Source organism: Nocardia sp. NPDC050412, from assembly GCF_044458825.1.
In the GTDB taxonomy this organism is placed as follows: domain Bacteria; phylum Actinomycetota; class Actinomycetes; order Mycobacteriales; family Mycobacteriaceae; genus Nocardia.
Map to the genome: position 1 here is coordinate 69509 of NZ_JBITIJ010000017.1, position 25297 is coordinate 94805.

The following is a 25297-nucleotide window of genomic DNA, read 5'->3' on the forward strand; positions in this document are numbered from 1 at the left end:
CACTACCCCTGCGGCCTAAAACAACGGAAACTCATATCCACCGAATAGCATTCGAATCTTGCTACCCGGTTCACGCGGCTGTCGAGGGAGGTGCACTCATGCGTCCCCTCGCTTCTGACCCGTGAGACGTGCCGCGAGGGTCCAGGCCGGGGGCAGTCGGACTCAGGCGTAGACACCTCGTTGAATCCGTCGATGCAGTCGAGTGGTATCGGAACCGACATCACTGTCATCCGTTCCACCCAGACCGGCTCGCATGGCCTCGATCGCAGGATAGCGCCGGGCTTGGGTATCAATTCACTTCCAGTGCGTAGTCGTTGAGCTAAAAGCGTTGCAGGAGCGTCGGATCGCACGTCAGGATCGCGACCGGTCCTCACATGGCGCGGCGTATCTCACTCGGACTGGCCTTCAGATCTATCGATTGATCCCACTAAAGATCGTCACCGCGGCATCGAGGCTCGCATCAGGGAATGGCAACTGCTCAGCACTCGCGCCGATCGCCGGTGCGAGGTGGCTCGGTCGCTGGTCCCGCATCGACGCCGACGGTTCGACCGGGTGACTACACGGTCAGTCGGTTCGTAGGCCCCCGCGCCGAAAGCACTCAACATCGATACCGCCCCCTGGTCACGCGGACGCGCCGGGGCCATCTTGGAGGGCCACTCATCACCCTCGTCCACGAACTCGGGCACGACGATCACCCCGGAGTCGGGCGGTCACACGATCCAAATACGCGTTGATCACCACATGAACCGTGAGGAGGTACACCAACTCGTGAGCTCACTCGGCGGCCCGGTGGAAATACTGAAAGCCGCCGACCCCACCGACGAACTTCGTCTACGACTTCGCCAGGTTCGACGGCGGGCGCAGCCTGTGATGGCGACGCCGGCGCAGTGAATCCATGTCGCTGCATGGAATGCATTGTCCGGCTGTGTGTTTGCGCTCGATGCTCCGACGTCGGCGGTTATTGCGGCCGTGCCGCGGTTTCTTGGATGAGGTGCAGCAGGGCTCGAGCAGCGGCCGGCGTGAGGTCGGGGGGATCCTTCGGGACGCTGACTCCGAGTTCCGTAGCGACTGCCAGGGGCGCAGGTTGCGGCCTCCCTGCGTGTCAGGCTGAGTTGAGTCCATTGGTTGACAGCAAATCGGCCTGACGTGGGGCGAGATACGGATCGGTATTTCATGACCAGCACGAGGGCCTAGAGGGCCGGGGACCACAATGGGCGTACGGGGTTCCGAGGGGCCGCGCGTTGATGAGGCCGCAGGTCAATGGCCTGCGGTTTTGTCAGGTGTGTGTAGTTATCCGAACCATTTCCGTGCTGTAGCGTGCACGGCCTGAAGCTGAGCGGCATGTCGTGTACAGCTTCCGGCTGGGCTCGTGGCTGTCTGCTGGCTCCGCATTCCGGTCGATCGGCGCGTCATAGGCGTTGGGCGACAAGTAAACTTGCGGAACGCTCGCTCATGCCGATTAGGTTGCGGCGCCGCCGGGACTCGGGTCACCTCGCGGTGACCGGAGCGGGGGCCTGCCGGTGTGGGGTGCGCGTCGTTATCGCTATGCGGATCGCCTTCCACCGGGTTGTGGGCCGGTGGGCGCGAGTGGTGCCAGGCTCGCGGTGCAGGACCGACTGCTTGTGGGTGGTTCTCGGCGTGAAATGGTTTCGCGGTGGCGTGTCCCCTCCGGCCAGTCGTGTTCGTCGGGTAGGTGTCGGTGAAATTCGAGCTTGGAGGAGAGTCATGCGGTACGCATTGCTGATCAACGAGTTGCCCGGTGTGTTCGAGGCCCTAGGTGCCGCCGAGCAGGAGTCGGTGTCCGCCGAGTACATCGCGATCAGGTCGGACCCGCGGGTGGTGGACGGTGCTCATCTCGCGCCCGCACACACCGCGTCGACAGTGCGGGTGAAGGAGGGTGATGCGCTGGTGACCGACGGGCCGTTCGCCGACACCAAGGAGGTGTTCGGTGGGTATTTCCTGGTCGAGGCCGATGATCTGGACGCCGCGATCGAGGTCGCCACGAAGATCCCGGCTGCGCGGCTCGGTGGATCGGTGGAGATCCGGCCGATCGTGAAGGCGTGATCGACGAGGTATTCCGCGCCGAGTGGGGGCGTGTATTCGCCTACCTGAGTGGCTTCCTCGGCGATGTCGATCTCGCCGAGGAAGCCACTCAGGAGGCTTTCGCGATTGCTGCGGAGAAATGGCCGGTCGATGGCGTGCCGGACAATCCGGGCGCGTGGTTGACCACGACCGCCCGCCGCCGGGCAATCGACCGGCTACGCCGCGACCGTGCCTTCGTGGCCAAGGCGACCCTGTTCGCCGCGCCCGAGGCCGAGGAGGCCGACATGGTCGAGACTGCGATCGGCGACGAACGGCTCGAGCTGGTGTTCATGTGCTGCCACCCTGCGCTCGCGGTCGATGCGCAGGTGGCACTGACACTGCGGGCACTGGGTGGCCTGTCCACCGAGGAGATCGCCCAGGCATTCCTGGTCGCACCGAGCGCCATGAAACTGCGATTGACCCGGGCCAAGGCCAAGATCAAGCTGGCGGGAATTCCGTTCCGGGTGCCACCGGATCATGCACTGCCCGAGCGCGTCGGCGCGGTGCTGAAGGTGATCTACCTGATCTTCAACGAAGGATACGGCGGACGGGACGAACTGGCCGATGAGGCCGTGCGATTAGGCAGGATGCTGGCCACGCTGATGCCCGACGAGCCGGAAGTGCTCGGGTTGCTTGCGCTCATGGTGTGCCACCACGCCCGGCGCTCCGCACGTCACCGCGAGGGCGAGATCGTTCTGCTGGACCAGCAGGACCGTACCGAGTGGGACAGTGCGCTGATCGCGGAAGGTCGAGCTCTGCTCGATCGGGCCATCGCGCGGTCCCGCGGTCCCTACGTCGTACAAGCCGCGATTGCTGTCCTGCACACCGAACCCGAAACCGATTGGGCGCAGGTGGCCGCCCTCTACCTCGAATTGGTCCGGCTCACGGGTTCACCGGTGGCCGAGCTCAACCGTGCGGTCGCGGTCGCACAGGCAGGCGCACCACAGGCAGCATTGCGCATCACCGAGGCGTTGGGTCTGGACAATTACCCGTACCTGCATTCGACACGTGCCGAACTACTGCGTCGGCTCGGTCATCCCGAGGAGGCCATCGCCGCCTACCGGCGAGCACTCGAACTCCTCACCACCGAGCCGGAACGCCGCCTCCTGCGTAGACGCATAGCCGACCTGGAGCAATGAGAATTGCATCGTCTGTTGGCCGCACGTCCCAGTAGACCGGGCCGATAGTCACGGACCAGATCAAACGTCAACACATACCGCCCGGTCGTTCGATCTAGTCAAAACCTTGCCCCGCAAGAGATTTGCGGGCCCCACTCACACATGGCGAGGAGCGTGCCTCGTCGGCTTCGTAGCGGGTACGGTCGCCACATGGCTCTTCTCGTGCAGTCGGCAGATACTGCCGACCGCACGGTGGTGCGATTGCTGCACGTAGCGGTGGGTGGTCCCCGGTCCCGGCTGGCCTCGGCCGTCGAGAACTACAGCGAAAGTCCGGCTGTGGTCCTGCTGTCCGTTACCGACGGCGACAAAGATCATCGCGGAGACCGATCACGACGGTCTCGAGTTCTTCCAGGCTGTCGGGTTCACTGCACTATCGCTGGGCAAGAATTACCCGGGGGTTGATCGATTCATACTGAGGTGTCATCCGCCTCGTTCGGGTAGATAATCAGTCGATTCAGCGGATGACGTCTACGGGAGTGTGGTGTCTCTGCGACGTAACAGCCAGCGCCGGATTTCGTCCGCACCCCATATGATCACCGGGAAGGGTGCGACGAAGGCGAGCATGTCCGGGGTGAGCGCTGCCGTGCCGAGTAGGTGTTGAACCGGCGGAAAATAGATGATCACGGCCGCGAGCGCGAGTTCGAACGCGATACCCCACAACAGAAGTGGGTTGGACAGCACGCCGATCGAGCGCAGCGAGGCCCGTTCGGTGCGGGCCGCGAACGCGGTGCCGATCTGACCGGCGACGAGGCCGAAGAAGGTCATCGTGGTGGCCTGCAGGTAGGCGTGGTGCAGTGGCGTACCGGGGCCGGTGGGATCGCCCGGATGCCATCCCGCGCCCAGCAGGACATAGAAGAAACCCGCCATGCCCAGTGCCGCAGCGATCGCACCGAGAAACAACCAGGCGCGCAGCACCATCGGAATTCGGATGATCGATTCGGTGCGCCGCCGAGGCGGTCGGCGCATGAGACCGGGCTCGGCCGGTTCGCGACCCAGTGCGAGCGCGGGCAGGGTTTCGGTGCCGACATCGATGGCCAGCAGCTGTAAAACGGTCAGCGGCAAGGGGATCGCACCACCTGAGAGCGCGAACACGATGAACGGGGTCACCTCGGGCGTCGCGTGAGCGAAGATGTAGAAGATGAACTTGCGAATGTTGTCGTAGACCCGCCGCCCGGCCTCGATCGCCGCGGCGATGGTGGCGAAGTTGTCGTCGGTGAGGACCATGGTGGAGGCCTCGCGGGCCACATCCGTGCCGGAGCGGCCCATCGCGATACCGATATCGGCGCGACGCAGGGCGGGCGCGTCGTTGACGCCGTCACCGGTCATCGCCACCACATGGCCGGTATCGCGAAGTGCGTCCGCGACACGGAGTTTCGCCTCGGGCGAGGATCGCGCGAAGATCAGCTCGGGCGTCGTGGAAAGCAGTGCGTCCAGGTCGGCTTCGCTCATCCGGTCGAGCTGCTCGCCGGTCACCACGACCGGTTCGCCGCGGATGATCCCTACCTGGGCGGCGATGGTCGCTGCGGTCAGGCCGTGGTCGCCGGTGATGACGATGATGCGGATTCCTGCGCTGTGGCACGTTGTGACGGCATCGGCGACCTCGGCGCGGGGCGGGTCCGTCATCGCGACAAGTCCGAGCAACACCAGTTGCTGTTCGGCGTGTTCGCGCACCGTGGGCACGGTATCGGTCGGCAGGCGGCGTTCGGCGACCGCGAGCACCCGAAGTCCTTGCCGTGCTTGCGTATCCACCAGCTCAACAAGCGTTGCGCGCCGGGCGGGATGCATCGGTCGCGGGTGGCCGTCGCCATCGAGTTCGGCGGTGCACAGCGGCAGCACTGTTTCGGGTGCGCCCTTCGTGTGCACCCAGATGCCGTCACTCGAGCTGTCGATCGTCGACATACGTTTCCACGCTGGCTCGAAGTGAAACTGCTTCTGCCGCAGACGTTGCCGGTCGTCAGGGTCCGTATGCGCACCCAGTGCTGCACCGGCGATGAGGATGGCGGTTTCGGTCGGATCACCCAGCGCCCTTCCGGTCTGATCGAAGCGGGCGTTGTTGCAGGCGATCATCGCGGCGGCCAGTCGAGTGAGCGTCGAGTCGGCAGTGGGCGGTGCGTGCGGTCGGAGCTCGTGCGGCCCGGTCGACGTATGGATCACGGTGACCTGCATCCGGTTCTCGGTGAGCGTGCCGGTCTTGTCGGTGCAGATCACATCGGTCGACCCGAGGGTCTCCACTGCGCTGAGCCGTTTCACGACCGCACCGCGTCGCGCCAGGTCGCGGACGCCGATCGCCAACGCCAAGGTGATCGTCGGCAGCAGGCCCTCCGGGACATTGCCCACCAGGAGCCCGACCGCGAAGACCACCGCGTTGAGCAGCGACAGCCCGGCGCCTATGGTGGCGAGCGGTACGAATGCCGCTCCGAGCAGCAGCGAAACCAAGGCGATCAGCCAGGCGACGCGGCGCACTTGATGTTCGAGCGGGCTCTCCTCACGCCCGACCCGTTCCGACAGGGCCGCGATGCGGCCGAGCTCGGTATGCATGCCGGTGGCGAAGACGACTGCGTGCGCGTCACCGCCGGTGCATGCCGTCCCGCTGAAGACGATGTCCTGTGCCTGGGCGAGCGGCACACCGGTGTCCGGGGCTTCGGCCGAACGGAACACCGGCAGCGATTCTCCCGTCAGTTCGGATAGATCGACCTCGACACCGCCCTCGAGCAGGCGGGCGTCGGCCGAGATCCGGTCGCCTTCCTGGATCACCAGCACATCGCCGGGCACCACATCGACGGCATCGATCTGGGTGATCTCCCTGTCCCGCATCAGCGTCGCTCGCGCTGGTAGGTACGCCGCGAGTAACTCCACTGCTCGCTCGGCATGCCGCTCTTGGATAAACGCGAATCCCGCGTTGATCACGATGACGACGACCACGGCGATGGCCACCGGTTCGATGCCGACCAGCCAGGCCAGGCCCGCAGCTGCCCAGAGCAGCAGTGCCAGCGGATGGGTGAACTGCGCCAGTAGTTCGCGCGGCCAGGTCCGTGCGCCCCGTCGACGCAGTGCGTTGGGGCCGACGTGGATCAGCCGACGCTGCGCCTCACGGCCGGTCAGCCCGGATCGAGAGCTGTGCAGATCGCGAAGTAGCAGCTCTATCCGCTCCGTCGGATCGAGCAGCATTCCGGATGTTACGTCGGCCTGCTCGGCGGCGACCGCAGTAGCACTGTCCACTGATGGCGAAACTGGTCTGTTCATAGGGATCAGTGCGGTCGGGCGTCGATGACGGGGATGTCGGCGGCGGGCAGGACCGCTTGGCCGGCCGAGCCGAGCGTCATCGCCGCGTCGGCACACAAGCCGTCGGTCAGCACGGCGACGGCCTGGCGGACATCGGTTGTGCGGCTGTTGATCACGATGATCGCCACGACGTCACCGGGGTTCCACGCGGCCGTTGTGGACCCCCACCTCATAGCTGGTGTCGTCGGCGTCGAGGCTGTCGGTGATGACGCGCGACCACCCCTGGGCTTTGTATACAGCGGGTGTGAAGGGGTCGTCGAGGTGGGGCATGATGTCCTCCTCGGGGCTGGCACCGGGTGAATCGGGGGCGGCATACTGCTCAGCCTGAGGTGCGCGCGGCGAGAGCCCAAGGGTCCAAAGGTGGTGTCCAGCGGGGCGATGGTCCTCGCACAGAGTTCTTGCAGGGCAGTGCTAGATTCCGGGTGTCGAGATGCTGCGCGGGCCGGTGCGAATGCGCCTGTTCATTCCTCCATATGCGCTGGGTTGAGCTTCGTGGCCAGTACAGCGGCTTGGGTGCGTCGTTCGACGCCGAGCTTGGTCAAGAGCCGGGAGACATAGTTCTTTACGGTCTTCTCGGCCAGGAACATATGGCTTGCGATCTGTCGGTTGGTCAGTCCCTCGCCGAGCAGTTCGAGCAGCGTTCGTTCCTGGTCGGTGAGCGTGGCCAGCGGCCCGGTCTTGGCCGTGGCTTCCTCGCGCAGTTTCGCCATGAGCGCGGCGGCGGCCCGGTTGTCGAGCAGGGATTTGCCCGCGCCGACTTCACGAATCGCGTCGATCAGCTCGAGAGTGTCGATGTCCTTGACCACGTAGCCGCTGGCCCCGGCCAGGATGGCGTCGAGCATGGCCTGTTCGTCGGTGAACGAGGTGAGGATCAGGCAGCGGAACTCGGGATGCTGGTTCAGCAGTTCACGGCATAGTTCGATGCCGTTGCCATCGGGCAGGCGCACGTCGAGGACCACGACGTCGGGACGCAGGGCCGGGATGCGCGCCATCGCGTGGGATACGCTCCCGGCCTCGCCGACGACTTCGAGATCGGGCTCGGCACTGATCAGGTCGGCCACACCGCGACGCACGATATGGTGGTCGTCCACTAGAAACACCCTGGTCATTTCGCTGTGTCTCTATGCAGCATTCACTCAGCCTAGGGCGGTGTTCGTGATCGCGGGTCGGAGTTCGACCCTTGATTGGTGACCGAAGCCCCTTGCCTTTCAGTGTGAATAATGTTGTGCCACGCGCAAAGTGCTACGGCGGTGGTGTCGGCAAGCATCAGACTGGTGTCCACGGGTAGCGCCTGAGGCCAGACCGCTGCGATGGCCGACATGTCGGCGGCGATCTGGGTGGTCGCGTCGGAATCGCCGTCGCCGCGCAGACGGATGCGGCGCTCCGCCACCGAGGGCGGGCATTGGCACCGCAGTTGCAGCAGGTCGGCGTTCGCCTCGGCCGCGAGTGTGGCGGTACGCTGCCGCTCGTCGGCGTCGATCCAGCTGGCGTCCAGGATCACTGAGCGGCCGAGGGCCAGCAGCTTTCGGGCTCTGCTCCGTAGTTCGGTGTAGACACGAGCTTTACCTGCAGCGGAATACGTTCCGGCGCCGAAGGTTCCGATCGAGCCGGTGACCTCACCGGTACCACGCAACTGCTTGCGCACATGATCACTGGAGAGCAGGACCGCTCCCGTGCTCGCAGAAAGCTCCACGGCAACGGTCGATTTCCCGGTGCCGGGCGATCCGCCGACCAGCACCAGGCGAACCGCGGCCCGCTCGAGATGGCGCAGTGCGAGCCACAGGTGCCGGTGCATACGATCGCGGGCCGTGGACTCGCCCTGGCCGAAGCGGATGACGTCCACCTTCGCTCGCACGAGCGCCCGGTAGGCAACGTAGTGGTCACGCAACGAGGCGGGCGCCGGATCCTCAGTGATCCGCTGGTAGTCGTCGAGCAGCCGCTCGCCCAGTTCGGTATGCCCGCGGAACTCCAAATCCATGGCCAGGAACGCGAGGTCGTCGAGGCGGTCGACGTAACGCAGCCGGTCGTCGAAGTCCAGGCAATCCAGGATGCGGAAGCCGTCGGCCAGTTCGAAGATGTCCTCGGCCTGCAGGTCGCCGTGCCCGTCCACGATGTGCCCGTCGGCGATCCTATTGTTCAGCAACGGTTCTCGGCCGTCGATGTAGCGCATCGCGAGCCGGTCGATCCGGTCGAGGAGATCCGGATCGGCGACGTCTGCCCGCTGTTCGGCAAGACTGCCCAGCAGCACCTGCCACCGATGGCGCAGTGCGTCCGCGGTGCCCTCCGCGTCGATCTCCGGTCCGCGACGGGCCCTGTCGTGGAAGCTTGCCAGCATCTGTGCCAGCGCCGACAGCTCCGCTGTGCTCTTAGCCTGGTCGGCCAGGATGTTGGACAAACGGCCGTCTTCGGGCATGCGGCGCATGACCAGCAGCGGCTCGGCGGGGGAGCCGCTGGGGTCGCTGAGATGGGCCAGGCCGAGATATACGTCCGGAGCCAGGCGGCGATTCAATTCGAGTTCCCTGACACAGGCGTGCTCGCGCAGTTGCGGCGTGCTGAAATCGAGGAAGTCGGTGCGGACGGCCTTCTTTACCTTGTAGGCCCGGTCCCCGTACAGAACAACCAGTCCGGTATGGGTTTCCCGTAGCTCGGCGGGTGCGGCGAATCCGGGCATGGCGCAAACCCCTTTCGGTGTGCTCACTGGTTTTTCGGAAGAGGCCGTCCTGATCGGGCCTCCCAGCGTGCAGAGCCGCGACAGCGGCGGCATCGGCTGGAGCGGTCGATCAGGCCGGGGATCGGTGGGTCCTCGACCACCTAGGTGGTGATGTCGAGGTCACCGACCGGTGTGGCGGCCACCGTGGCGAACTCACTCGACGCGGCGACGGCGGCCGCACCTTGTTGCCGATACATGTCCTAGTGGATCTCACGGAAAGCGATGTTCGGTCCGAAGTCGACCGGGGCGGCGATGCCGTACACGATGTGCAGAGGTGCGCGGTGGTGGACAGCGTCGACGGCGGCCCATCGGGTGGCCGCGGCGGCGGTTTCGGAGCCGTCGATGCCGACCATGACGGGAGGGTTGATGGCGTTGGCAGACATGTGATGTCGCTACCTTCCTGTCGGAGCGGGGCTTACTCCGGGTGGACGACCATGACCGGGCACTGCGCGGTCTGCACCAGTGCGTTGCTGGTTGAGCCGAGCAGCAGCCCGCGGAATCCGCCCCGGCCCCGGCCGCCGACCACGAGAAGTTGAGCGGACTTCGACCAGTCGAGCAGCGGTCGGCGAGGCCCGGATAGGTACACCTTCCGGATGACATGGATGTCCGGATATTTCGCGTGCCACGTCGTCAGCTGTCCGGCAAGGAGCGCCTGTCCCGCGGTCTCGATGTCGCGGTCGGAGCGGATGCTGGGGAATGGGGTGAAGATGTCGAGGTACAGCTCACCGCAGGCATGGACCGCGACGAGTTGGCTTTCACGCTCGTCCGCCTCGGCGAACGCGACCGCGATCGCGGCCTCGCTGACCGGGCTCCCGTCCACGCCGACGACGACGGGACCGGCGTCGCGGGTCTGCTGTTCGGTACCGGTGTCGCGGAGTACCACGATGGTGCCGTGGCCGTGGTTGGTCACCGCGAGCAGGGTGGAGCCGAGGTGGGTGAGCGTACCAGCGGTGCCCGCCGCGCCGATCGCGACAAGATGCGCGGCTTCGGATCGGTGGATCAACAGCTGGGCCGGATTTGCCTGGGAGACTTCGGTTTCCACGGCCAGGGTGGAGTCGACCCGATGGGCCAGGCGCTGGGCCATCAGCACGTAGTCTTGGCCGCGTCCGCGGATCTTCCCGAGCACACCGGGTAGCGCACTGAACGCCGCCCTGATCGAGGAGAGATCGAGGCCGTGCACGATGCGTAGTCGGCGTTGCCGGCGTGAGGCCGTTTCGGCGGCCCAGCGGACGGCGAGGTCGGAGGCTTCGGAACCGTCGACGCCGACGACTACTTCGGCCGAGGTCAGTCGGTGCGGATCATCGTTGTTCGGGGTGGCCATGAGCGCGGTGTCCCTTCACTTCCGATGATCCGGTTACCCATACATTAGGAATCCGTACTGGCCGGGCACGGCTGTCGTTGGTCCCCAACCACAGGGCCTAAAGACAATTCATGCCATCGTGGACGGCAAGCAGCGCAGGGGCGCTCAGGGTAGGGGCACGACCAGGTCAACCCCCGCGCAATGCTGAAACTGCTGCCCGATCGCTCGGCCCGCGACAGATCTGCGCGTCGATCTGGATGCGGCCGGGCTGACCGCGAAGCTCGGCGTGGACCACCTGTACCCGACCTTGCCGAGCGCGATTTCGGCCTACCAGGCGGCCGAGAAAGCGAGGTCGGTGGACCCTGGGGAGCGATGACCTTCTTCTCTGCTCGCGTACGCGCCAACGCGCGATGCTCGAGTCAGGACAAATGCCACCGGAAGAAGGTGACTGGTGTTGTCGGAGGACTCGGTGTTCGCCGTCCGTGGCGCGTGGTCACCGCTGCTGCGGGTGTGGTGGTTGCGACTGTGGCGTCCGAATCCCCTACTGCGGCCGTTGGATCGGATCGAGGCCGTGCTGCGGATCATAGTCGTCGTCGCGGTGCTCGTCGCGATTCCGGTTGCCGGAACGCTTGGGACGACGGCCTATACCGGCGCGGCCGCTCGGATCCGCACCGAGAACGCGGCGAAGTCCGCTGTCAGCGCGGTGATCACGGAGGAACCCCAGCTGATGTCTTCACATCTGCTCGAGGCACGGGTGCAGTGGCTCCGGGATGGCCGACCCGGTACCGCGACGGTGCGGGTGCGTGGCAGTGCCGCGATCGGTGATCACGTGACGGTGTGGCTGGGACCCGAGGGCGCTCCGACGGGCCCACCACAGCCGTCCAATGTCGCCGCGATGACCGGCATCGGCGTCGGTGTCGTGGTGCTGAGCGGCACCTGGGTGGTCGCATGGCTGCTGCTACAGGGCACCGTATGGCTGCTCGAGCGTCGCCGTCGGATGCAGTGGGACCAGCAATGGCGAAATCTCAACCGCCCAATAACAGAGGACAGGCAATGAAGGGAACGACCATGGGCAATTCCACAGTGCCGGAGATAATTGTGGCGGTCGACGGCTCGGCCAGTTCATATCAGGCGGTCGCCTGGGCGGCGGTCGATGCCGCGCTGCACCACTGCCCGCTGCGCCTTCTCACCTCGGTGGCGGTCCCCGACTTCGGCCCCGACCGGACCTTGAACGAGGCGGACATCGACTGGTTGCGCCGCGACGGTGAGCGGATCCTCACCGAAGCGACCCGCGTGGCACACCAGGCCGCCCCAGGCGAGGAGCTGGACTTGGCCACCGAGGTGATCTTCGCATCGATCATCTCTACCCTGATCCTGCATTCGGCGCAGGCCAGGATGCTGGTAGTCGGCAGCCGCGGGATCGGCGCGCTCCACCGCGGACTTCTCGGCTCGGTCAGCACTGCGGTCACCCACCACGCGCATTGCCCGGTCGCCGTTATCCACGGGAATTCGGCCATCGATCCGGTGTCGGCGAGTAAACCCGTCCTGGTCGGTGTCGACGGGTCATCCAATAGCGTGCCCGCCATCGAGCTCGCGTTCGAGGAGGCATCGCGCCGCAAGGTCGGACTGACGGCGCTACATACCTGGAGCGATGCCAGCGGCATCGATCTGCCGCATTCCGGCTGGGAGGCCGCGCGTGAGTCCGAGCAAGAGCTGCTGGCCGAGAATATGGGCGCCTATCGCGACCGGTACCCGGACGTGTCCGTGCTACGCATCCTGAAGCTGGACAGGCCGGTTCGAGCGCTGCTCGAAGAGTCGGCAAATGCCCAACTGCTAGTCGTCGGAAGCCACGGCCGCGGCGGATTCGCAAGCATGGTCCTCGGCTCCACCAGCAACGCCCTGCTACATACAGTCGATTGCCCGATGATCGTGGTACGCAAGGGGTGACGGTCACCTGCCGCTTGCAGCAGTTTGGGGGTCTATACGCGGACTCGGGCTGGGTAAGACTGCTTTGGGCCTGTGCGCGGCGGCTCAGGGGTGGCCGTCGCGTGTGGCAGCCCGAGTGACGAGGCGATCAAGGTGGTCCAGGCGAGAATGGCGGCCCAGTCGCGCAGATCGCCGGGCCGCAGATCTGCCGCCGTCGACTAGGCACGTTCATCGCGAACATGCTGCACCGGTCGCTCGTCACAGACCCGACGGGTACATCTCCGGGGATCGTGCCCGTGACCGGCGTTGTGCGCGCGCAGCCAGTTGGCGAATTCGCGGGCCTCGGTGTTGCGCCACACCAAGGTCGGGAATCGTTCGAATCCGCGCAGCGCCTATTCGGTGCTGGTGTCGTTGCCGCGCCCGTGCACGTACTGGTTCACCCGGGTATGTATCGGGCCAGTCCGCCTCGGCGGCGACCGCGGTGAAGCCCTTCTTCTCGGTCAGCCAGCGGGTGATCGCCGGGCGGGCCCGGTAGAACTCGTGTGTGCCCTGCGAACTTTCGCCGATCAGCACGAACCGGGCCTTGCCGATGAGTTCCTCGAGCACCCGAGTGTGTGGGAGGCCGTCGGGTGCGTCGATGGCGGCGGCGCCGATGGTCGCCGCGGTGTCGACGAGCGCGACGCCGGTGGTCGAGAAGCCGAGCAGAGTACGCACCTGCTCGTCGGTGACCTGGGTGAAGTCCCAGAACCATTCGCCGACCGCGCGGAACGGCGAAGGCATTGTCGCGCAGACCATTTCGTCGATCGAGGCACCGAGTTCCCGGCAGGTCGACTCCGGTGCGGCGGGACCGCGACAACGATCCGCTTCGGCTCGCCCACCCAGGTCGCCTCGATGGCCGCGAACATGCTCGCGCCGTTGGCCAATCCGTTGTCCACCCAGGATCACCGTCCGCCCGGCCACCTCGATCGAGTCTCGATCGGCGCGATAGGTGGCCTCGCGCCGGCGCGCGGCCACCATCCAAGGGCCGAAGGTTGAGAGGTCGCGCCGGGACAGGCGTTTACCGCCGTCCGCTTTCCGCAGGACCCGGTCAACGAACTGATCTTGGCGCAGACCGATGGACCGATCGGTTCCCCGGAGCACAAGGTGACGGCTGTGGCCGTGCGCCGTGTAGCGAGCGGGGACGAACGTCCTCGGTGAGCGGGTCCTCGGGCTCTGGGGCAGGGGCCTATGCCAGCGGATAGTCGAGATAACCGGCGTCTCGCCGCCTGCGCGAAGGAAGGTGCCCCCGATGATTCGGATGGATGGGCTGACGAAATACTACGGCCGCAAACCCGCGCTGGTCGACGTGACGCTGCAGATCCCGGCCGGGGTCGTTTTCGGCTACCTGGGACCCAACGGCGCGGGCAAGACGACCACGATTCGGATCCTTGTCGGACTCATGCGCCCCACTCGCGGTACTGCATGGGTACAGGGAGCGGACACGGTCCGAGAACGCGAGGCCGCCCAGCGCTGCCTCGGGTACCTGCCCGGGCAATTCGTCGCCTACCACGATCTGACCGCACAGCAGTACCTCGAGTACCTAGCAAACCTGCGCGGCGACGTCGATCCCGCGGTGCGTGAGGCGCTGGTCAAGCGGCTTGACCTGGACCCGACGGACCGCATCGGCGCGATGTCGCATGGCAACCGGCAGAAGGTCGGCATCGTGCAGGCGTTCATGTCCGAGCCGGATGTGCTGGTGCTCGATGAGCCGACGCAGGGGTTGGATCCCTTGGTACAGCGCGAATTTCTCGCGATGGTGCGCGAAGCCCGCGACGCCGGACGCACGGTCTTCCTGTCCTCCCATGTGCTCTCGGAGGTGCAGGCCGTCGCCGACACCGTCGCCATCCTGCGGGAGGGACGAGTGATCGCCGAGCACTCGGTGGCCGAGCTGACCAATCAGGCACGCCACCGCATCGACCTCACCTTCGCCGGCGAGCCCCCGGACTTGGGCGTACTGCGCCGAATCGATGGCGTGCGGCGGGTCGAGCAAAGCGCCGTCGCCGTGCACGTCGACGTGGACGGTTCGACCGCCGAACTGCTCAAAGCCGTCGCACCCTACGACGTGGTCGACATTGTCAGCCATGAACCGGATCTCGAAGAGGTCTTCCTCGCCTACTATGGACAGGAGTGAAAGACCATGCTGCGCGACGTCTATCAGAAGAGTCTGCGTGATCAGCGGCGCGGGCTGCTCGGCTGGAGCATCGGGATCGTGGCGCTCGTGCTGATGGAAAGCGCGTTGTGGCCGTCGATCTCGGATATGGCCGGCATGCGCGAGTTTCTGCAGAACTATCCCGAGCCGCTGCGCAAGCTGTTCAATCTGGACACCTTCGGCACCGGGACCGGCTTCCTGAACGCGGAACTGTTCAGTATGTTGCTGCCGATCCTATTCCTGGTCTTCGCGATCGGCCGTGGCGCGCGGGCGATCGCGGGCGAAGAGGAACTCGGCACACTCGAGGTGCTCTTGGTGACCAGGGTCTCGCCCGTGCGCTTGGCGCTCGAACAGGCGGCCGTGCTCGCGACCGCCGTGTTCACGCTGGGCGCTGTGCTGTTCGGTGCGATCGTGGTGTGTTCGGCGATCTTCGGCTTGGACATCGCAATCGGCGCCGCGCTGACCGGAGCATTGTCGATGGTGCTGCTCGGCATCGAATTCGGCTGGCTCGCAGTGGCTGTCGGCGCTGCCACCGGTAAACGGTCTGTGGCACTTGCCGTCACGGCGGTGTTCGCGGTCGGCGCGTATGTGCTCTACGTCGCGAGCAAACTGGTCGAGGCCGTGCGGCCATGGGGACCGGCGTCGCCGTTCCATCAGGCGATCGAGGGCGGGCCACTCGGTGCTGGGCTGCCTGCGGCATATGGCTGGCTGGTGCTGGCGGGTGCGGTGGCTCTGGTGGCCGCCCTGCCGGTCTTCGACCGCCGCGACATCGCGGGAGTGTGATCCATCGCCGTGGCGGAATTCGGGCCTGCAGGTTTGATTTGGGACGGGCTGCGGCTGGGGGGCCGCAGCCACAGCCGCGTGCGGCAGGTGTTGTCTCGGCCTACTGGTGTTACGTCGTGAGGATATCGGTGAGCGGGCGGTGCGGCTCAGTGGCGCATGGTGAGGATGTCAGCGAGGGGGCGTCGCGGCGTCGGCGGGGTCTCGGCCTCGTCGTCGGGCGCTGTGCCGATGCGGATCACGACTTGCGGCACGCCTGGATGGGGGAGCAGGCTCGCGAGGGCCTTTCGGCCGGTGGGTAATTCGGTGATATGGGTCAGTGCGCAGGTCGCCAATTTGGCGGCGGTGCACTCGAGTAGTAGGGCGGACAGCGCCTCGCCGGTGTACAGCCAGTCGATTTGGGAATCGGTGATCGAGCTGAGCATCAGCAGTCGCGACTGGTCCTCCAGCGTGTCGCGGCGGGCCGAATGCGGCGCGGACGGGTATTTGCGTCCTACACTGACGCGGGCGGATTCGGCATCGGAGACCAGCGCGTTGCGCGGAATGCCCTCCGGACCGCTGGAATGTCCAACCCACCAACGCAATTCGGACTGGTACTCCATATCGTATCGACGCATCGCGGTGGCCTGCTCAGATGCCGCCGCGAGTCGGGAGCGGACGCTGTCGTCGAGGACGGACAGCTCCAGATCATGGAATGTCACCAGCATGCGCGCGGTGTGCACCAACTGCGGCCAGTCTCTCGGCGGCAGCATCGGCAACCGGTCGGTGTGCCGCCGATCGATGGCGCGAGCGCGAGCGAGCACACTGTCCGGTGGGTCGGGCCACCCGCGGAAGTCGATGACCGCGAGGTAATCGGGTTGCTCCGGATCAGGCAGGCGTGTGGTGTCGGTGTGCCAACCCTGCGCGGCGAACGCGGTGCGCACATGGTGCAGCATCGCACCGCAGCTGATCACCAACTGCCTGCCGAGCGGGTCCGCCGCGCTCAGCAGCCGGTCGTTGTCGCGGCGCAGATGCAGCCGAGTGCCGTCGAACTCCCAGCGCCACGGCTGGGTGTTGTGCACCGACGGCGCCCGGCTGGCCAGCCGCATGGCCGCCAACACGGTCGGATGGTCCGGCGCGGACGGGACTGAAGAGGGGTTGCTATCGGTCATACCGCGAGTGTCGTCCGTCGCCATATCGTTCGATATGGGATTTGCGCCCGTTCTCGAGGGCACATCGTCACCGGCCGGAACATTGGCGTCCCGGGTGTCGGAGCCGACCTCGATACGCCGGTGGTCGAGCCCTTCTTCGTCGAGTAACCGATCCAGCCGCGCGCCGACCTCCCGCCCGGCGGTATGTAATGCGACCGCCGAACCGCCCAGCCTGCCCACACATCGGGCGACATTGATCCCACCTCCGCCGCGGCTCACCGAGCATCGCCGCGCGCGGTTCCCGCCCTCGCTGATCAGCCGGTCCCCCTCGAAGGCGACGTCCACGGTCGGATTCAGGGTGACCGTCACAACCGTGGACACAGGATGACTCCTCTGCGCGGGCGTATGACTCAGCTTCGGCCACGGCGGCCGCAGTCGCACAGTGCCGAAGGCCCCCGATGGATGCCGTTGGTCGGTCGGGCCGGATCGACCGTCGCCGTCACCCCGACCGCGGAATCATGACCTTTGCTGATGTTGGAGTGTGAAACTAGTTCGGGTGCACGACCATGACCGGACAGTCCGCATGCTGCACGAGCCAGCTGCTGGTCGAGCCGAGGAGTAGACCGCGGAATCCGCCGCGGCCACGGCTGCCGACGACGAGCAACTGTGCGGACTTCGACCAGTACGCCAACTGTTCGCGTGGCCCGGTAACGGAGACCTTGCGGGTCACGGTGACGTCAGGGTATTTCTCCTGCCAACCTGCGAGACGCTCGGCCAGCAGTGCGTGTTCGGCGATCTCGAGGTCGACGATGGGGATTTCGAGATATGAATTTCCGGCATACTCGCCCAAAGTCAGGTCGCTCCAAGTGTGCACGGTGACGAGTTCGGCATTGCGCTCGGACGCCTCGGCGAATGCCGCGCCAAGGGCGGCTTCACCGACCGAGCTGCCGTCCGCGCCCACCACGACCGGCCCGCCGCGATGCGTCGGTTCTCTGGTGCCCCGCACGACCACGATCGCGCCGTGGCCGTGCCCGGCCACCGCGAGCAACGTCGATCCGAGGTGCGCGAGCGAGCTGACGCTCCTAGTGGCACCGAGGACAACGAGGTGCGCGCTTTCCGAGAGCGCGATCAGCGACTTCGCCGGGTTTGCTTCGTAGAGTTCGGTGGCCACGCTGCGATCGGGAGCGATATCGCACGCAAGAGCACGGGCCTCGGCGAGGATGTGATCGCCATGGCCGCGCATCGCCTCGATGACCGAGGACATCCTGGTGAGGTGGCTTCCGAGGACCGCGCGAGTAACCGCGAGGTCGAGGCCGTGCACGATCAGCAGGTGCCGCCCCTTCCGAGCCGCCGTTTCGGCCGCCCATCGGACGGCGGCATCGGCAGTCGCGGACCCATCGGTCCCCACCACCACTGCAGCCGAGGCCAACTGGTGCCGATCCGCATCATGTCTCATTCCGCTGCCCCCTAGATCGCGATGTTCGCGTCGGTGTGTATCGGACTGTCGAACAAAGCATCTCGCCCGACCGACTCGGCTGTGAGGTGCCGAACGTCATCGGTCGCGATGACCAAGAGCATGTGACGGTTGTGTGGTCCAGCCGCGGGACTCAGGTCTCCATGGGCACTGGAACACGGGGCGCCGGTCATCGATTCATGACGGTCGCAAGAAGCGGGGAAGGGTTCGGTTTGCTGCACCGGGCCTCCCGCGGCTGAGGACTATCCAGTTGCGATCCCGGCGCGCGCCAGCTCGGTCAAGGTCGCCTGAACCACCCGTGGGCGCGCTGCCGCGACGGGGCCGGACAGGCCGACACCGAGGTCGAGGGTCGCTGCTTCCACGGCGATGACGACAAGCTCGTGGGGGAGGCGGCCGAGCGCGCGGCCGAGAGGCACCGCGTCGGGGATGCCGAGGGCGTGGGAGCTGGTGGCGGTGGTGAGTTCACGCAGGGCCTCGACAGTTGTACACCAGACGCGGCCCGGAGTGGACGGTTCACACTCGACGGCGTCCACGACGACGGCGAGCTCGGCGCCGTCCCAGGCATCGAGCAGTCCGGTCGGTTCGCCGTCGCAAAAGGCGACGAGAACACCGGGCAGGTCCAGCGCTTCGATGTCTCGGGCCACGGCCGGGCCGATCCCATCGTCGCGACGGAACTCGTTCCCGACGCCGATAACGACGGCCTGCGGCCCGGTCACCGGCGCACCACATCGAGTGCGAGGAAGTGCGCCGAGCACGAGATGCATGGGTCGTAGTTGCGGATAGTGCGTTCGCACAGTGCGGTGAGCGCCGCGTCGTCGAGGTCGAGGTGGTCTGTGACGACGCGACGCAGGTCGTCTTCGATGGCGGCCTGGTTCTGCGAGGTGGGTGGAACGATGTCGGCGGAGCGGATGATGCCCTCACCGTCGACGTCGTAGCGGTGATACAACAGACCCCGTGGTGCTTCACTCACTCCGTGGCCGGTAGCCGCCCGAGGGGCGACGGGAACGAATGCGCTCGGGGGTGTTTCGTAGTCTTCGATCAGCCGTAGCGCCTCCTCGATGGCATAGACGACCTCGACGGCGCGAACCAGGATGCTGCGGAAGGGGTTTCGGCATTCACCGCCCAGTCCGATCTCGGTGGCAACCTGACGGGCTAGCGGCGACAACCGGGTGGAGTTGAGTGTGTACCGGGCCAACGGTCCGGTGAGGTAGCGGCGGCCGTCGAGGGTCGCATGCAGGGCGGTGGAGTGCGGAACCTGAGCTTCGGCGACGTGGTCGGGGAATTCGGCAGCGGAGAAGGTGAGCCCGGTACTGCTGTGGATATCTCCGGATTCGATCGCATACCGGTGCGGGTCGGAGGCGGCGAGCAGGTCGTAGTTCAGCTCGACGTCCGGAAATTCCAGGCCGCCAGCGTAGCGGGCGGTATGCACGGCGTCATCGAGGGCGCGGCGCAGCTGTTCGGCTAGTGGCGCGAAATCGATAGGGGATGGAACCGAGTAGAAGCCGCCGACCCGCACGTTGATCGGATGGATGGACCGTCCGCCGATCAGTTCGAGCACGGCGTTGCCGGCCTTCTTCACCGCCAGGCCCCGTTCGACGAGCTCACGATGATCGGCGGCGAGGGTAATGGCGTCGGGGTAGCCGAGGATATCGGGTAGGTGCAGCAGGTAGATGTGTAAGGAATGGCTGGAGATCCACTCTCCGCAGTACAACAGGCGGCGCAGCCGCGCCAGGGGTGGGTCGAGTTCGGCGCCGCACAGCTGCTCGAGTGCGTTGCAGGCGCTGGTCTGGTAGGCGACGGGGCAGATGCCGCAGATGCGGGAGGTGATGTCGGGTGGTTCGGTGTAGGCGCGGCCGCGCAGGAACGCCTCGAAGAAGCGGGGCGGCTCGTAGATGTTCAGTTCGGCCCGTTCGACGGCACCGTCGGCGACGATGATCCGCAGCGCGCCTTCGCCCTCCACACGTGCAAGCGAACTGACTCGCAACTGCCTAGTGCGATGACTCATCGGATCTCCTGTCCGCGAAGGCCGGGGCGGCCGCCGCGACAGTGTGAAACACTCGGTCGATATCGTCGGTGGACATGCCATTGACACTCAGAATCGGTAGCAGCGCACGGATATTCGGAGACGCCATCGGACCGAAGCAGCCGTAGCAGCCGCGATGAAAGGCCGGGCACAGCGCACCGCACCCGGCGTGGGTGACCGGGCCCAGACACGGAATGCCGTGTGCGACGGTCACACATGTGGTACCGCGGCGCTTGCACTCGGTGCAGACGCTGGTGTTCGGCAGGTCGGGTTTGCGCCCGGCGAGGAAGGCGCACAGCGTGTCCAGCAGTTGGCGACGGTCGATCGGGCAGCCGCGCAACTCGAAATCCACCAGCACGTGTGCCGAGATCGGTGTCGAGGTGGCCAGCGTCGAAATGTATTGTGGGCTGGCATACACCACGGAGGTGAACTCGGTGACGTCGGCGAAGTTGCGCAGTGCTTGGATGCCGCCGTGCGTTGCGCAGGCACCGATGGTGACGAGAATCCGTGACTGCGCCCGGATCTCGATGATGCGGCGCTGTTCCTCCGGCGTGGTGACCGATCCTTCGACCAGCGACACGTCGTAAGGTCCGGGTTCGACCGTGCTGGTCGCCTCGGTGAAATGTGCGATGTGCAGGCGTCCGGCCAGGCTCAGCAGCTCGTCCTCGCAGTCGAGCAGGGTCAGCTGGCAGCCGTCGCAGGAGGTGAACTTCCACACCGCCAAGGTCGGGGTCTTCGTCTGGGAAGTGTTCATCACAGCTCCCGAATCGATAGCAGCGGTTGGGCTGTCGCGTAGTCGACGACCGGGCCGTCGCGGCACAGCAGCAGCGGTCCGAGTTGGCAGTGCCCGCAGCGGGCGGCGCCGCACTGCATGTTGCGTTCGAGCGCGATCCGGATGTCGGTTGCGGCGATCCCCTTGCGCAGCAAGGTTTGTGCGCAGAATCGCATCATCGGTTCCGGACCGCACAGGAACGCTGTTGTGCGACCGGTATCCAGCGTGAGCCTGGTCAATGGTTCGGTGACGAAGCCGACCGTGCCGGTCCAGCCCGCTGCCGGATGATCGACAGTTTGCTGTAATTCGACGTCATCGCTCGCGGCCCACTGCTGTTGGTCGTTTCGGAACAGGATGTCGGTCGGGGTCCGGGCACCGGTGATCAGCACCATCCGCCGGTAGTGGTCGCGAGCCGCGAGCGCAGTGAGTACGACCGGCCGCAGCGGCGCCAGTCCGACGCCGCCGCCGACGATCACAAGATCGCGCCCGCGTGCGGATTCGGGGTCCCAGCCGCTGCCGAACGGCCCGCGCACGCCGATCAACCCACCAACCATCGTGTCGTGTAACGCGCGGCTGATCGCGCCGACGGCGCGGATCGTGTGTTCGAGGACGTCGTCGTCGGCGGCCGGGTTGCCGCTGATCGATATGGCGATCTCGCCGACCCCGAAGCTGTAGAGCATCATGAACTGCCCGGCCCGAAACCGTTGCGCTGCCTGGTGAACCGGTTCGAGCATGAGGGTCACGGTGTCGCGGTTGTGTGGGATTCGGCCGACGACCCGGTAGGGCAGCATGGTGTCGCCCGGTGCCGGTGTACCCCGTGCGATGGTGGCGCTCGTCGTCGCGCCGGGGCGGCTCATCGACTGTTTCCTCGGTCGCCGATGCCGCTCAGCGGTGAGGGTGTGGAGGTGTCGCCAGGATTTCGGTACAGATCGAGCAGCCGTGCCCGGGTGGCCTGCAGGCGTTCCAGCACCACTTCGAGCAGCATGCGGTTCAGGGCACGGCCGAATACCGGGTCCAGGTCGGCGAGCTCGGTTAGTCGAGCGGAATCGAATTCGATCGCGAGTACCGGTTCGATCGTGTGTGCACCGAAATGCCAGCGGTATGGCGGCATCAGCCACGACCAGCCCAGCAGGTCTCCGCTGCCCAGCGTTTGGACGACGATATCGCCGCGGCCCGGGACGTGCGCGTCGAGCCTGACCAGGCCGTCGCGGATCAGCCAGCACCGGTCGGCCGATTGCCCCTCGGTGATCAGCTGCCGCCCGGCCGGGAAGCTGACGTCGCGACCGGCGTCGGCGAGTACGGCGAGTTCCGCGTCGGTCAGTGACGCCAGCTGAGCGAACTGCGATAGTTCGTCAACTGCGGTCACTGGCACCCCCTTCGGCGAGCGCGGTCATTTCGGCGGTGATATCGATCCCGGCCGGGCACCAAGCGATGCAGCGTCCGCAGCCGACGCAGCCGGAACTGCCGAACTGGTCGTGCCAGGTGCCGAGCTTGTGGGTGAGCCACTGCCGGTACCGGCTCTCGCCGGACTGCCGGACACTGCCGCCGTGCTGGTAGGAGTAATCCAGTTCGAAGCAGGACACCCAGCGTTCCCAGCGTTCGGCGTGGTCGCCGGTCAGATCGGTGACGTCCTCGGCGGAGGTGCAGAAACAGGTAGGGCACACCATCGTGCAGTTGCCACATGTGAGGCACCGAGATGCCACGTCCTGCCACTGCGGCGACTCGTGGGATTCGCGAAGCACAGTAGGCAGGTCGGCGTCCGGCATCGACCGTCCCATCCGTCCGGCCGCAGCGTCGACCGCCGTCCGGGCAGTGGTGAGGTCAGTGGTTTCGGCGGGACGCGTGGCGAGGTGCGCGAGCACATCCGCTCCGGTCTCGCTGCCGACATCGACCAGGAAGCGATGCCCGGCGTCGTCGATCGTTTCGGTGAGCGCGAGGTCATATCCTTTGGAGACGCCGGGTCCTGTGCCCATCGAGACACAGAAGCACACGCCTCCCGGCTCGGTGCAGTTCACCGCGACCACGAACAGGCCCGCGTTGCGACCGGTGTATCCGGTGTCGGGATATGTCCCACCGCCGAGTACGCGGCCCAGGATCGCGATCGCGGCGAGATCACACCCACGCACACCGAGAAACGCAAACCGTTGCGCGGAGTCTTCGGCGCGTTGCTCGATCAGGTCAGGTCCCATCTCCCACACCTTGCGGTGTGGCGGATGCAGGAACTGCTTCCACGAGCCGGGCCCGGCCGAATGCGCGAAGACAGCCGCATCATCGCGGCGACGCAGCCGATACCGTCCGGGCGAGGTATCCACGCTCCACCCGGCGGGCAGTTGCGCTCCGGACGTGAGGTCGTCCAGCACGATCGCACCGTCGCGCTCCTGCGGACCGATGACGCGATACTCCGCCTCGCGCAGGACTTCTACGAGGCGGTCCAGGCCGGCGCGGTCGATCACTATGGTGTCGCCAGGCTTCATGAGGCCCCCTGCCGATCGCAGTATTCGTACGATGTCGAGTCTTGTGAGCGGATACCTGTGCGACGAGGGCCGAAGGTCACCACTCACGGCGACCGATGCCCCGAGCGTGACGGCCGCTGCGCTCGCGACGTTCCCTCGGTCAACGGGCTGCTGCCTGAGGGGCAAGAGGGTCCCACCCTCAGGCGGGCTGACGGCAACCAGCAGGGCCGCGGACAGGTCGACCCCACCTTGGTGGGCGATGCCCCACAGGCCGATGAGGGTCGCTGCTCCGTGGGCAGGTAACTCTCGCACCGCCACACGTTGGGCCCGGATTTCCCATGCTGCCAGAGTCTTTCGTCGGTACCCAGGAGATTCCGTCCACTTGCTCGATACGCTCGTGGTTCGATCGCTCCGGATCAGACCGGTGTCGATCGAGATGCTTCGGCAGTGGCGTCGGCTTGCGGTGCGCACTCGCCGCCGAGACGGAGCACGGTAGCGAAGCCTGCGGCGAGGCATTCGGTCAGGGTCGCGAGGTCGGGGATCGCGGCGGTGTCCGCGTTGATCGCGACGTAGCAGGTTCCGGTATGCGAGGTCATTGTCACGTTGACCGCCGTGCCGATGGTGGGGCCGAAAGCGTACATAGCGTCTATGCGCGCACCGGCGATATAGAGGGGCACCGGGGAACCGGGGACGTTGGAGGCGACAAAGTCGACATGCTTGAGCATCTCGGTGACCACTCCGACCGGCAACCGGTTGAACGCCGCCGCGACAGCACCTGATAGCGGTATGGCCGGCTCGCGGCGCCAACGGTCGACCGCGACGTCCACGGCGCGCATCAAATCTGCGGTCTCGGCGATGTCGACCGGCAACGCGAAACGTGCGAGCGTGATCCGGTTGCCGCCGAGTGGATCATCGGCCGTTCGGAGACTGATCGGCATGGTCAGCCGCAGATGGTCGACCGTCGCCCCGTGCTGCTCGTGATACATGCGCAGTCCGATGACCACAGCGGTCAAGAAGGCATCGTTCATCGTGCAGCCCACGGCACGCGCGGCGCGGCGTATTTGCTCGACGGGTGCATCGAGCACCGCCAGTCGGCGACCGAGACTGCGTTCGATCATCACTGGCGACAGCGTCGCGGTAACAGGCTTGGCCAGACGGACCAGCGAGGTCGCGAACGCGGCGCTGTCGCGTAGCGCCCGCGCGGGATGAGTGAGAGCTCGCCACGCGGTTTGTGGCGTCGCGCTGATACCGCCGCGAAGGAGATCTGAGCCGACCGACCAATTCCATGCCACGATATCGCGCAGTGCGCCGTCACTGTCGTGCGGCAGCTCGGGCGAATTGCCGCGATCGGTGCCAGCACGATCGAAATCGAGTAGCGCGGTGGCGATCTGAATGCCGCCGATACCATCGGTGAGGCTGTGGTGCACTGTCATCACCAGCGCGCATCCCCCATCCGACAAACCGCTGAGCAACGTCGAGCGCCACAGTGGACGAGCCGGATCGAAGGCGGTCATCGCCTCGGTGCGCGCGAATTCGAGTACCGCGGACATAGTCGCCGGTTCAGGCAGCGCAACCCGTCGCAGGTGCCAGGACAGGTCGAAGCCCGGATCGAGGGCCCACCTGGGCGGAGCGAGACCGAACGGCACGGTGATCAGCCGATGCCGCAACCTCGGCACGAGGCGGGTGCCGCGATCGATCGTCTGCACCAGGCGATCCCAGTCCGGATCGGTATCGAGGATCAGAACCGCGACGATGGTCGAACGCAGGACCGGATCGCGCTCCATGTTCCATGAGAACAGGTCCGATTGCGACATGTGGGATTCGCGGGGGCCCATAGCCTGCTGCCTTCGTCTTCGCCGTACCGCTTCGCTTGTGCTTCCCCAGACCTCCACGGTCCGGGTCGGTTCCGCCGAGGCGGTCGCGCGGATCTTGTCTTCCAGAACCGTCGATCGCCGCACGCGATGCCAAGGCATCGCCGCACATCCGTTCCGATAACTCG

General features: G+C 66.2%; 22 protein-coding genes and 1 pseudogene. 6 read left to right on the plus strand and 17 right to left on the minus strand.

Going from position 1 to position 25297, the window contains the following annotated elements; translation table 11 throughout:
* Positions 1 to 1725 precede the first annotated feature (1725 nt).
* Both ACIBI6_RS34385 and ACIBI6_RS34390 read left to right on the plus strand, forming a co-directional pair.
* Positions 1726 to 2064 (plus strand): YciI family protein, encoded by a 339-nt coding sequence (locus ACIBI6_RS34385; protein WP_364359915.1) that lies wholly within the window; start codon positions 1726 to 1728, stop codon positions 2062 to 2064.
* Positions 2061 to 3221 carry an RNA polymerase sigma factor gene (locus ACIBI6_RS34390; RefSeq protein ID WP_396959049.1) on the plus strand — a complete coding sequence of 387 codons (1161 nt, stop codon included), beginning with the start codon at positions 2061 to 2063 and terminating at the stop codon, positions 3219 to 3221. The genes ACIBI6_RS34385 and ACIBI6_RS34390 overlap by 4 nt, the downstream gene beginning before the upstream one ends.
* A 507-nt stretch (positions 3222 to 3728) precedes the next feature.
* On the opposite strand, the gene ACIBI6_RS34395 is transcribed toward ACIBI6_RS34390, so the two are convergent.
* The 7 genes from ACIBI6_RS34395 to ACIBI6_RS34425 form a co-directional block, all read right to left on the minus strand.
* Complete coding sequence (locus ACIBI6_RS34395; RefSeq protein WP_364359921.1) at positions 3729 to 6479, minus strand: cation-transporting P-type ATPase; 2751 nt, start codon at positions 6477 to 6479, stop codon at positions 3729 to 3731.
* Between the two features lie 29 nt (positions 6480 to 6508).
* The gene (locus tag ACIBI6_RS34400; RefSeq protein WP_396959052.1) at positions 6509 to 6670 is read right to left on the minus strand and encodes a hypothetical protein; all 162 of its coding nucleotides are present in this window, start codon (positions 6668 to 6670) and stop codon (positions 6509 to 6511) included.
* A gap of 4 nt (positions 6671 to 6674) precedes the next feature.
* On the minus strand, positions 6675 to 6812 hold the full coding sequence (locus ACIBI6_RS34405) for a hypothetical protein (RefSeq protein WP_364359927.1): 138 nt from the start codon (positions 6810 to 6812) through the stop codon (positions 6675 to 6677).
* Positions 6813 to 7003: 191 nt separating this feature from the next.
* Positions 7004 to 7651: a response regulator gene (locus ACIBI6_RS34410; RefSeq protein WP_396959054.1), complete on the minus strand. Its 648-nt coding sequence runs from the start codon at positions 7649 to 7651 to the stop codon at positions 7004 to 7006.
* Positions 7652 to 7683: 32 nt separating this feature from the next.
* On the minus strand, positions 7684 to 9240 hold the full coding sequence (locus tag ACIBI6_RS34415) for an AAA family ATPase (protein WP_396959056.1): 1557 nt from the start codon (positions 9238 to 9240) through the stop codon (positions 7684 to 7686).
* Positions 9241 to 9452: 212 nt separating this feature from the next.
* The gene (locus ACIBI6_RS34420; protein WP_396959058.1) at positions 9453 to 9635 is read right to left on the minus strand and encodes a universal stress protein; all 183 of its coding nucleotides are present in this window, start codon (positions 9633 to 9635) and stop codon (positions 9453 to 9455) included.
* Between the two features lie 32 nt (positions 9636 to 9667).
* Positions 9668 to 10573, minus strand: a complete 906-nt coding sequence (locus ACIBI6_RS34425) for a universal stress protein (RefSeq protein ID WP_364348430.1) — start codon at positions 10571 to 10573, stop codon at positions 9668 to 9670.
* A 433-nt stretch (positions 10574 to 11006) separates the two neighbouring features.
* Here ACIBI6_RS34425 and ACIBI6_RS34430 point away from each other — a divergent pair, with 433 nt between their 5' ends.
* Together ACIBI6_RS34430 and ACIBI6_RS34435 are read left to right on the plus strand one after the other, a co-directional pair.
* Positions 11007 to 11609: a hypothetical protein gene (locus ACIBI6_RS34430; protein ID WP_364348427.1), complete on the plus strand. Its 603-nt coding sequence runs from the start codon at positions 11007 to 11009 to the stop codon at positions 11607 to 11609.
* Positions 11606 to 12499, plus strand: a complete 894-nt coding sequence (locus tag ACIBI6_RS34435) for a universal stress protein (protein WP_364348424.1) — start codon at positions 11606 to 11608, stop codon at positions 12497 to 12499. The genes ACIBI6_RS34430 and ACIBI6_RS34435 overlap by 4 nt, the downstream gene beginning before the upstream one ends.
* 284 nt (positions 12500 to 12783) lie before the next feature.
* Here ACIBI6_RS34435 and ACIBI6_RS34440 read toward each other — a convergent pair.
* Positions 12784 to 13480, minus strand: a pseudogene (locus ACIBI6_RS34440) (erythromycin esterase family protein); the annotation flags it as partial.
* 286 nt (positions 13481 to 13766) lie between these two features.
* On the opposite strand from ACIBI6_RS34440, the gene ACIBI6_RS34445 reads away from it, so the two are divergent.
* Positions 13767 to 14648: an ABC transporter ATP-binding protein gene (locus tag ACIBI6_RS34445; protein ID WP_364348421.1), complete on the plus strand. Its 882-nt coding sequence runs from the start codon at positions 13767 to 13769 to the stop codon at positions 14646 to 14648.
* Between the two features lie 6 nt (positions 14649 to 14654).
* The gene (locus ACIBI6_RS34450; protein WP_396959062.1) at positions 14655 to 15449 is read left to right on the plus strand and encodes an ABC transporter permease; all 795 of its coding nucleotides are present in this window, start codon (positions 14655 to 14657) and stop codon (positions 15447 to 15449) included.
* Positions 15450 to 15595: 146 nt separating this feature from the next.
* Here ACIBI6_RS34450 and ACIBI6_RS34455 read toward each other — a convergent pair whose 3' ends face one another.
* The 9 genes from ACIBI6_RS34455 to ACIBI6_RS34495 all read right to left on the minus strand — a co-directional run bounded on the left by ACIBI6_RS34455 (position 15596) and on the right by ACIBI6_RS34495 (position 25112).
* The gene (locus ACIBI6_RS34455) at positions 15596 to 16957 is read right to left on the minus strand and encodes an Acg family FMN-binding oxidoreductase (protein ID WP_364348415.1); all 1362 of its coding nucleotides are present in this window, start codon (positions 16955 to 16957) and stop codon (positions 15596 to 15598) included.
* A gap of 166 nt (positions 16958 to 17123) precedes the next feature.
* The gene (locus ACIBI6_RS34460) at positions 17124 to 18032 is read right to left on the minus strand and encodes a universal stress protein (protein ID WP_396959064.1); all 909 of its coding nucleotides are present in this window, start codon (positions 18030 to 18032) and stop codon (positions 17124 to 17126) included.
* 260 nt (positions 18033 to 18292) lie between these two features.
* Complete coding sequence (locus ACIBI6_RS34465) at positions 18293 to 18766, minus strand: hydrogenase maturation protease (protein WP_396959066.1); 474 nt, start codon at positions 18764 to 18766, stop codon at positions 18293 to 18295.
* Complete coding sequence (locus ACIBI6_RS34470) at positions 18763 to 20055, minus strand: Ni/Fe hydrogenase subunit alpha (protein WP_364348406.1); 1293 nt, start codon at positions 20053 to 20055, stop codon at positions 18763 to 18765. The genes ACIBI6_RS34465 and ACIBI6_RS34470 overlap by 4 nt, the downstream gene beginning before the upstream one ends.
* On the minus strand, positions 20039 to 20827 hold the full coding sequence (locus tag ACIBI6_RS34475) for an oxidoreductase (protein ID WP_396959068.1): 789 nt from the start codon (positions 20825 to 20827) through the stop codon (positions 20039 to 20041). Before ACIBI6_RS34475 ends, ACIBI6_RS34470 begins: the two co-directional genes overlap by 17 nt.
* Positions 20827 to 21702: an FAD/NAD(P)-binding protein gene (locus ACIBI6_RS34480; protein ID WP_396959070.1), complete on the minus strand. Its 876-nt coding sequence runs from the start codon at positions 21700 to 21702 to the stop codon at positions 20827 to 20829. The genes ACIBI6_RS34475 and ACIBI6_RS34480 overlap by 1 nt, the downstream gene beginning before the upstream one ends.
* Positions 21699 to 22211: a cyclic nucleotide-binding domain-containing protein gene (locus ACIBI6_RS34485; protein WP_364348400.1), complete on the minus strand. Its 513-nt coding sequence runs from the start codon at positions 22209 to 22211 to the stop codon at positions 21699 to 21701. Before ACIBI6_RS34485 ends, ACIBI6_RS34480 begins: the two co-directional genes overlap by 4 nt.
* Complete coding sequence (locus ACIBI6_RS34490; RefSeq protein ID WP_396959073.1) at positions 22198 to 23319, minus strand: 4Fe-4S dicluster domain-containing protein; 1122 nt, start codon at positions 23317 to 23319, stop codon at positions 22198 to 22200. Before ACIBI6_RS34490 ends, ACIBI6_RS34485 begins: the two co-directional genes overlap by 14 nt.
* A gap of 395 nt (positions 23320 to 23714) precedes the next feature.
* Positions 23715 to 25112 (minus strand): wax ester/triacylglycerol synthase domain-containing protein, encoded by a 1398-nt coding sequence (locus ACIBI6_RS34495; RefSeq protein ID WP_396959075.1) that lies wholly within the window; start codon positions 25110 to 25112, stop codon positions 23715 to 23717.
* Positions 25113 to 25297 lie beyond the last annotated feature (185 nt).

Coding starts and splice junctions, on each gene's coding strand:
- ACIBI6_RS34475 (WP_396959068.1), bottom strand. CDS start 20,827: ATGAACACTTCCCAGACGAAGACCCCGACCTTGGCGGTGTGGAAGTTC.
- ACIBI6_RS34425 (WP_364348430.1), bottom strand. CDS start 10,573: ATGGCCACCCCGAACAACGATGATCCGCACCGACTGACCTCGGCCGAA.
- ACIBI6_RS34490 (WP_396959073.1), bottom strand. CDS start 23,319: ATGAAGCCTGGCGACACCATAGTGATCGACCGCGCCGGCCTGGACCGC.
- ACIBI6_RS34420 (WP_396959058.1), bottom strand. CDS start 9,635: ATGTCTGCCAACGCCATCAACCCTCCCGTCATGGTCGGCATCGACGGC.
- ACIBI6_RS34470 (WP_364348406.1), bottom strand. CDS start 20,055: ATGAGTCATCGCACTAGGCAGTTGCGAGTCAGTTCGCTTGCACGTGTG.
- ACIBI6_RS34460 (WP_396959064.1), bottom strand. CDS start 18,032: ATGAGACATGATGCGGATCGGCACCAGTTGGCCTCGGCTGCAGTGGTG.
- ACIBI6_RS34495 (WP_396959075.1), bottom strand. CDS start 25,112: ATGTCGCAATCGGACCTGTTCTCATGGAACATGGAGCGCGATCCGGTC.
- ACIBI6_RS34445 (WP_364348421.1), top strand. CDS start 13,767: ATGATTCGGATGGATGGGCTGACGAAATACTACGGCCGCAAACCCGCG.
- ACIBI6_RS34405 (WP_364359927.1), bottom strand. CDS start 6,812: ATGCCCCACCTCGACGACCCCTTCACACCCGCTGTATACAAAGCCCAG.
- ACIBI6_RS34385 (WP_364359915.1), top strand. CDS start 1,726: ATGCGGTACGCATTGCTGATCAACGAGTTGCCCGGTGTGTTCGAGGCC.
- ACIBI6_RS34480 (WP_396959070.1), bottom strand. CDS start 21,702: ATGAGCCGCCCCGGCGCGACGACGAGCGCCACCATCGCACGGGGTACA.
- ACIBI6_RS34410 (WP_396959054.1), bottom strand. CDS start 7,651: ATGACCAGGGTGTTTCTAGTGGACGACCACCATATCGTGCGTCGCGGT.
- ACIBI6_RS34450 (WP_396959062.1), top strand. CDS start 14,655: ATGCTGCGCGACGTCTATCAGAAGAGTCTGCGTGATCAGCGGCGCGGG.
- ACIBI6_RS34435 (WP_364348424.1), top strand. CDS start 11,606: ATGAAGGGAACGACCATGGGCAATTCCACAGTGCCGGAGATAATTGTG.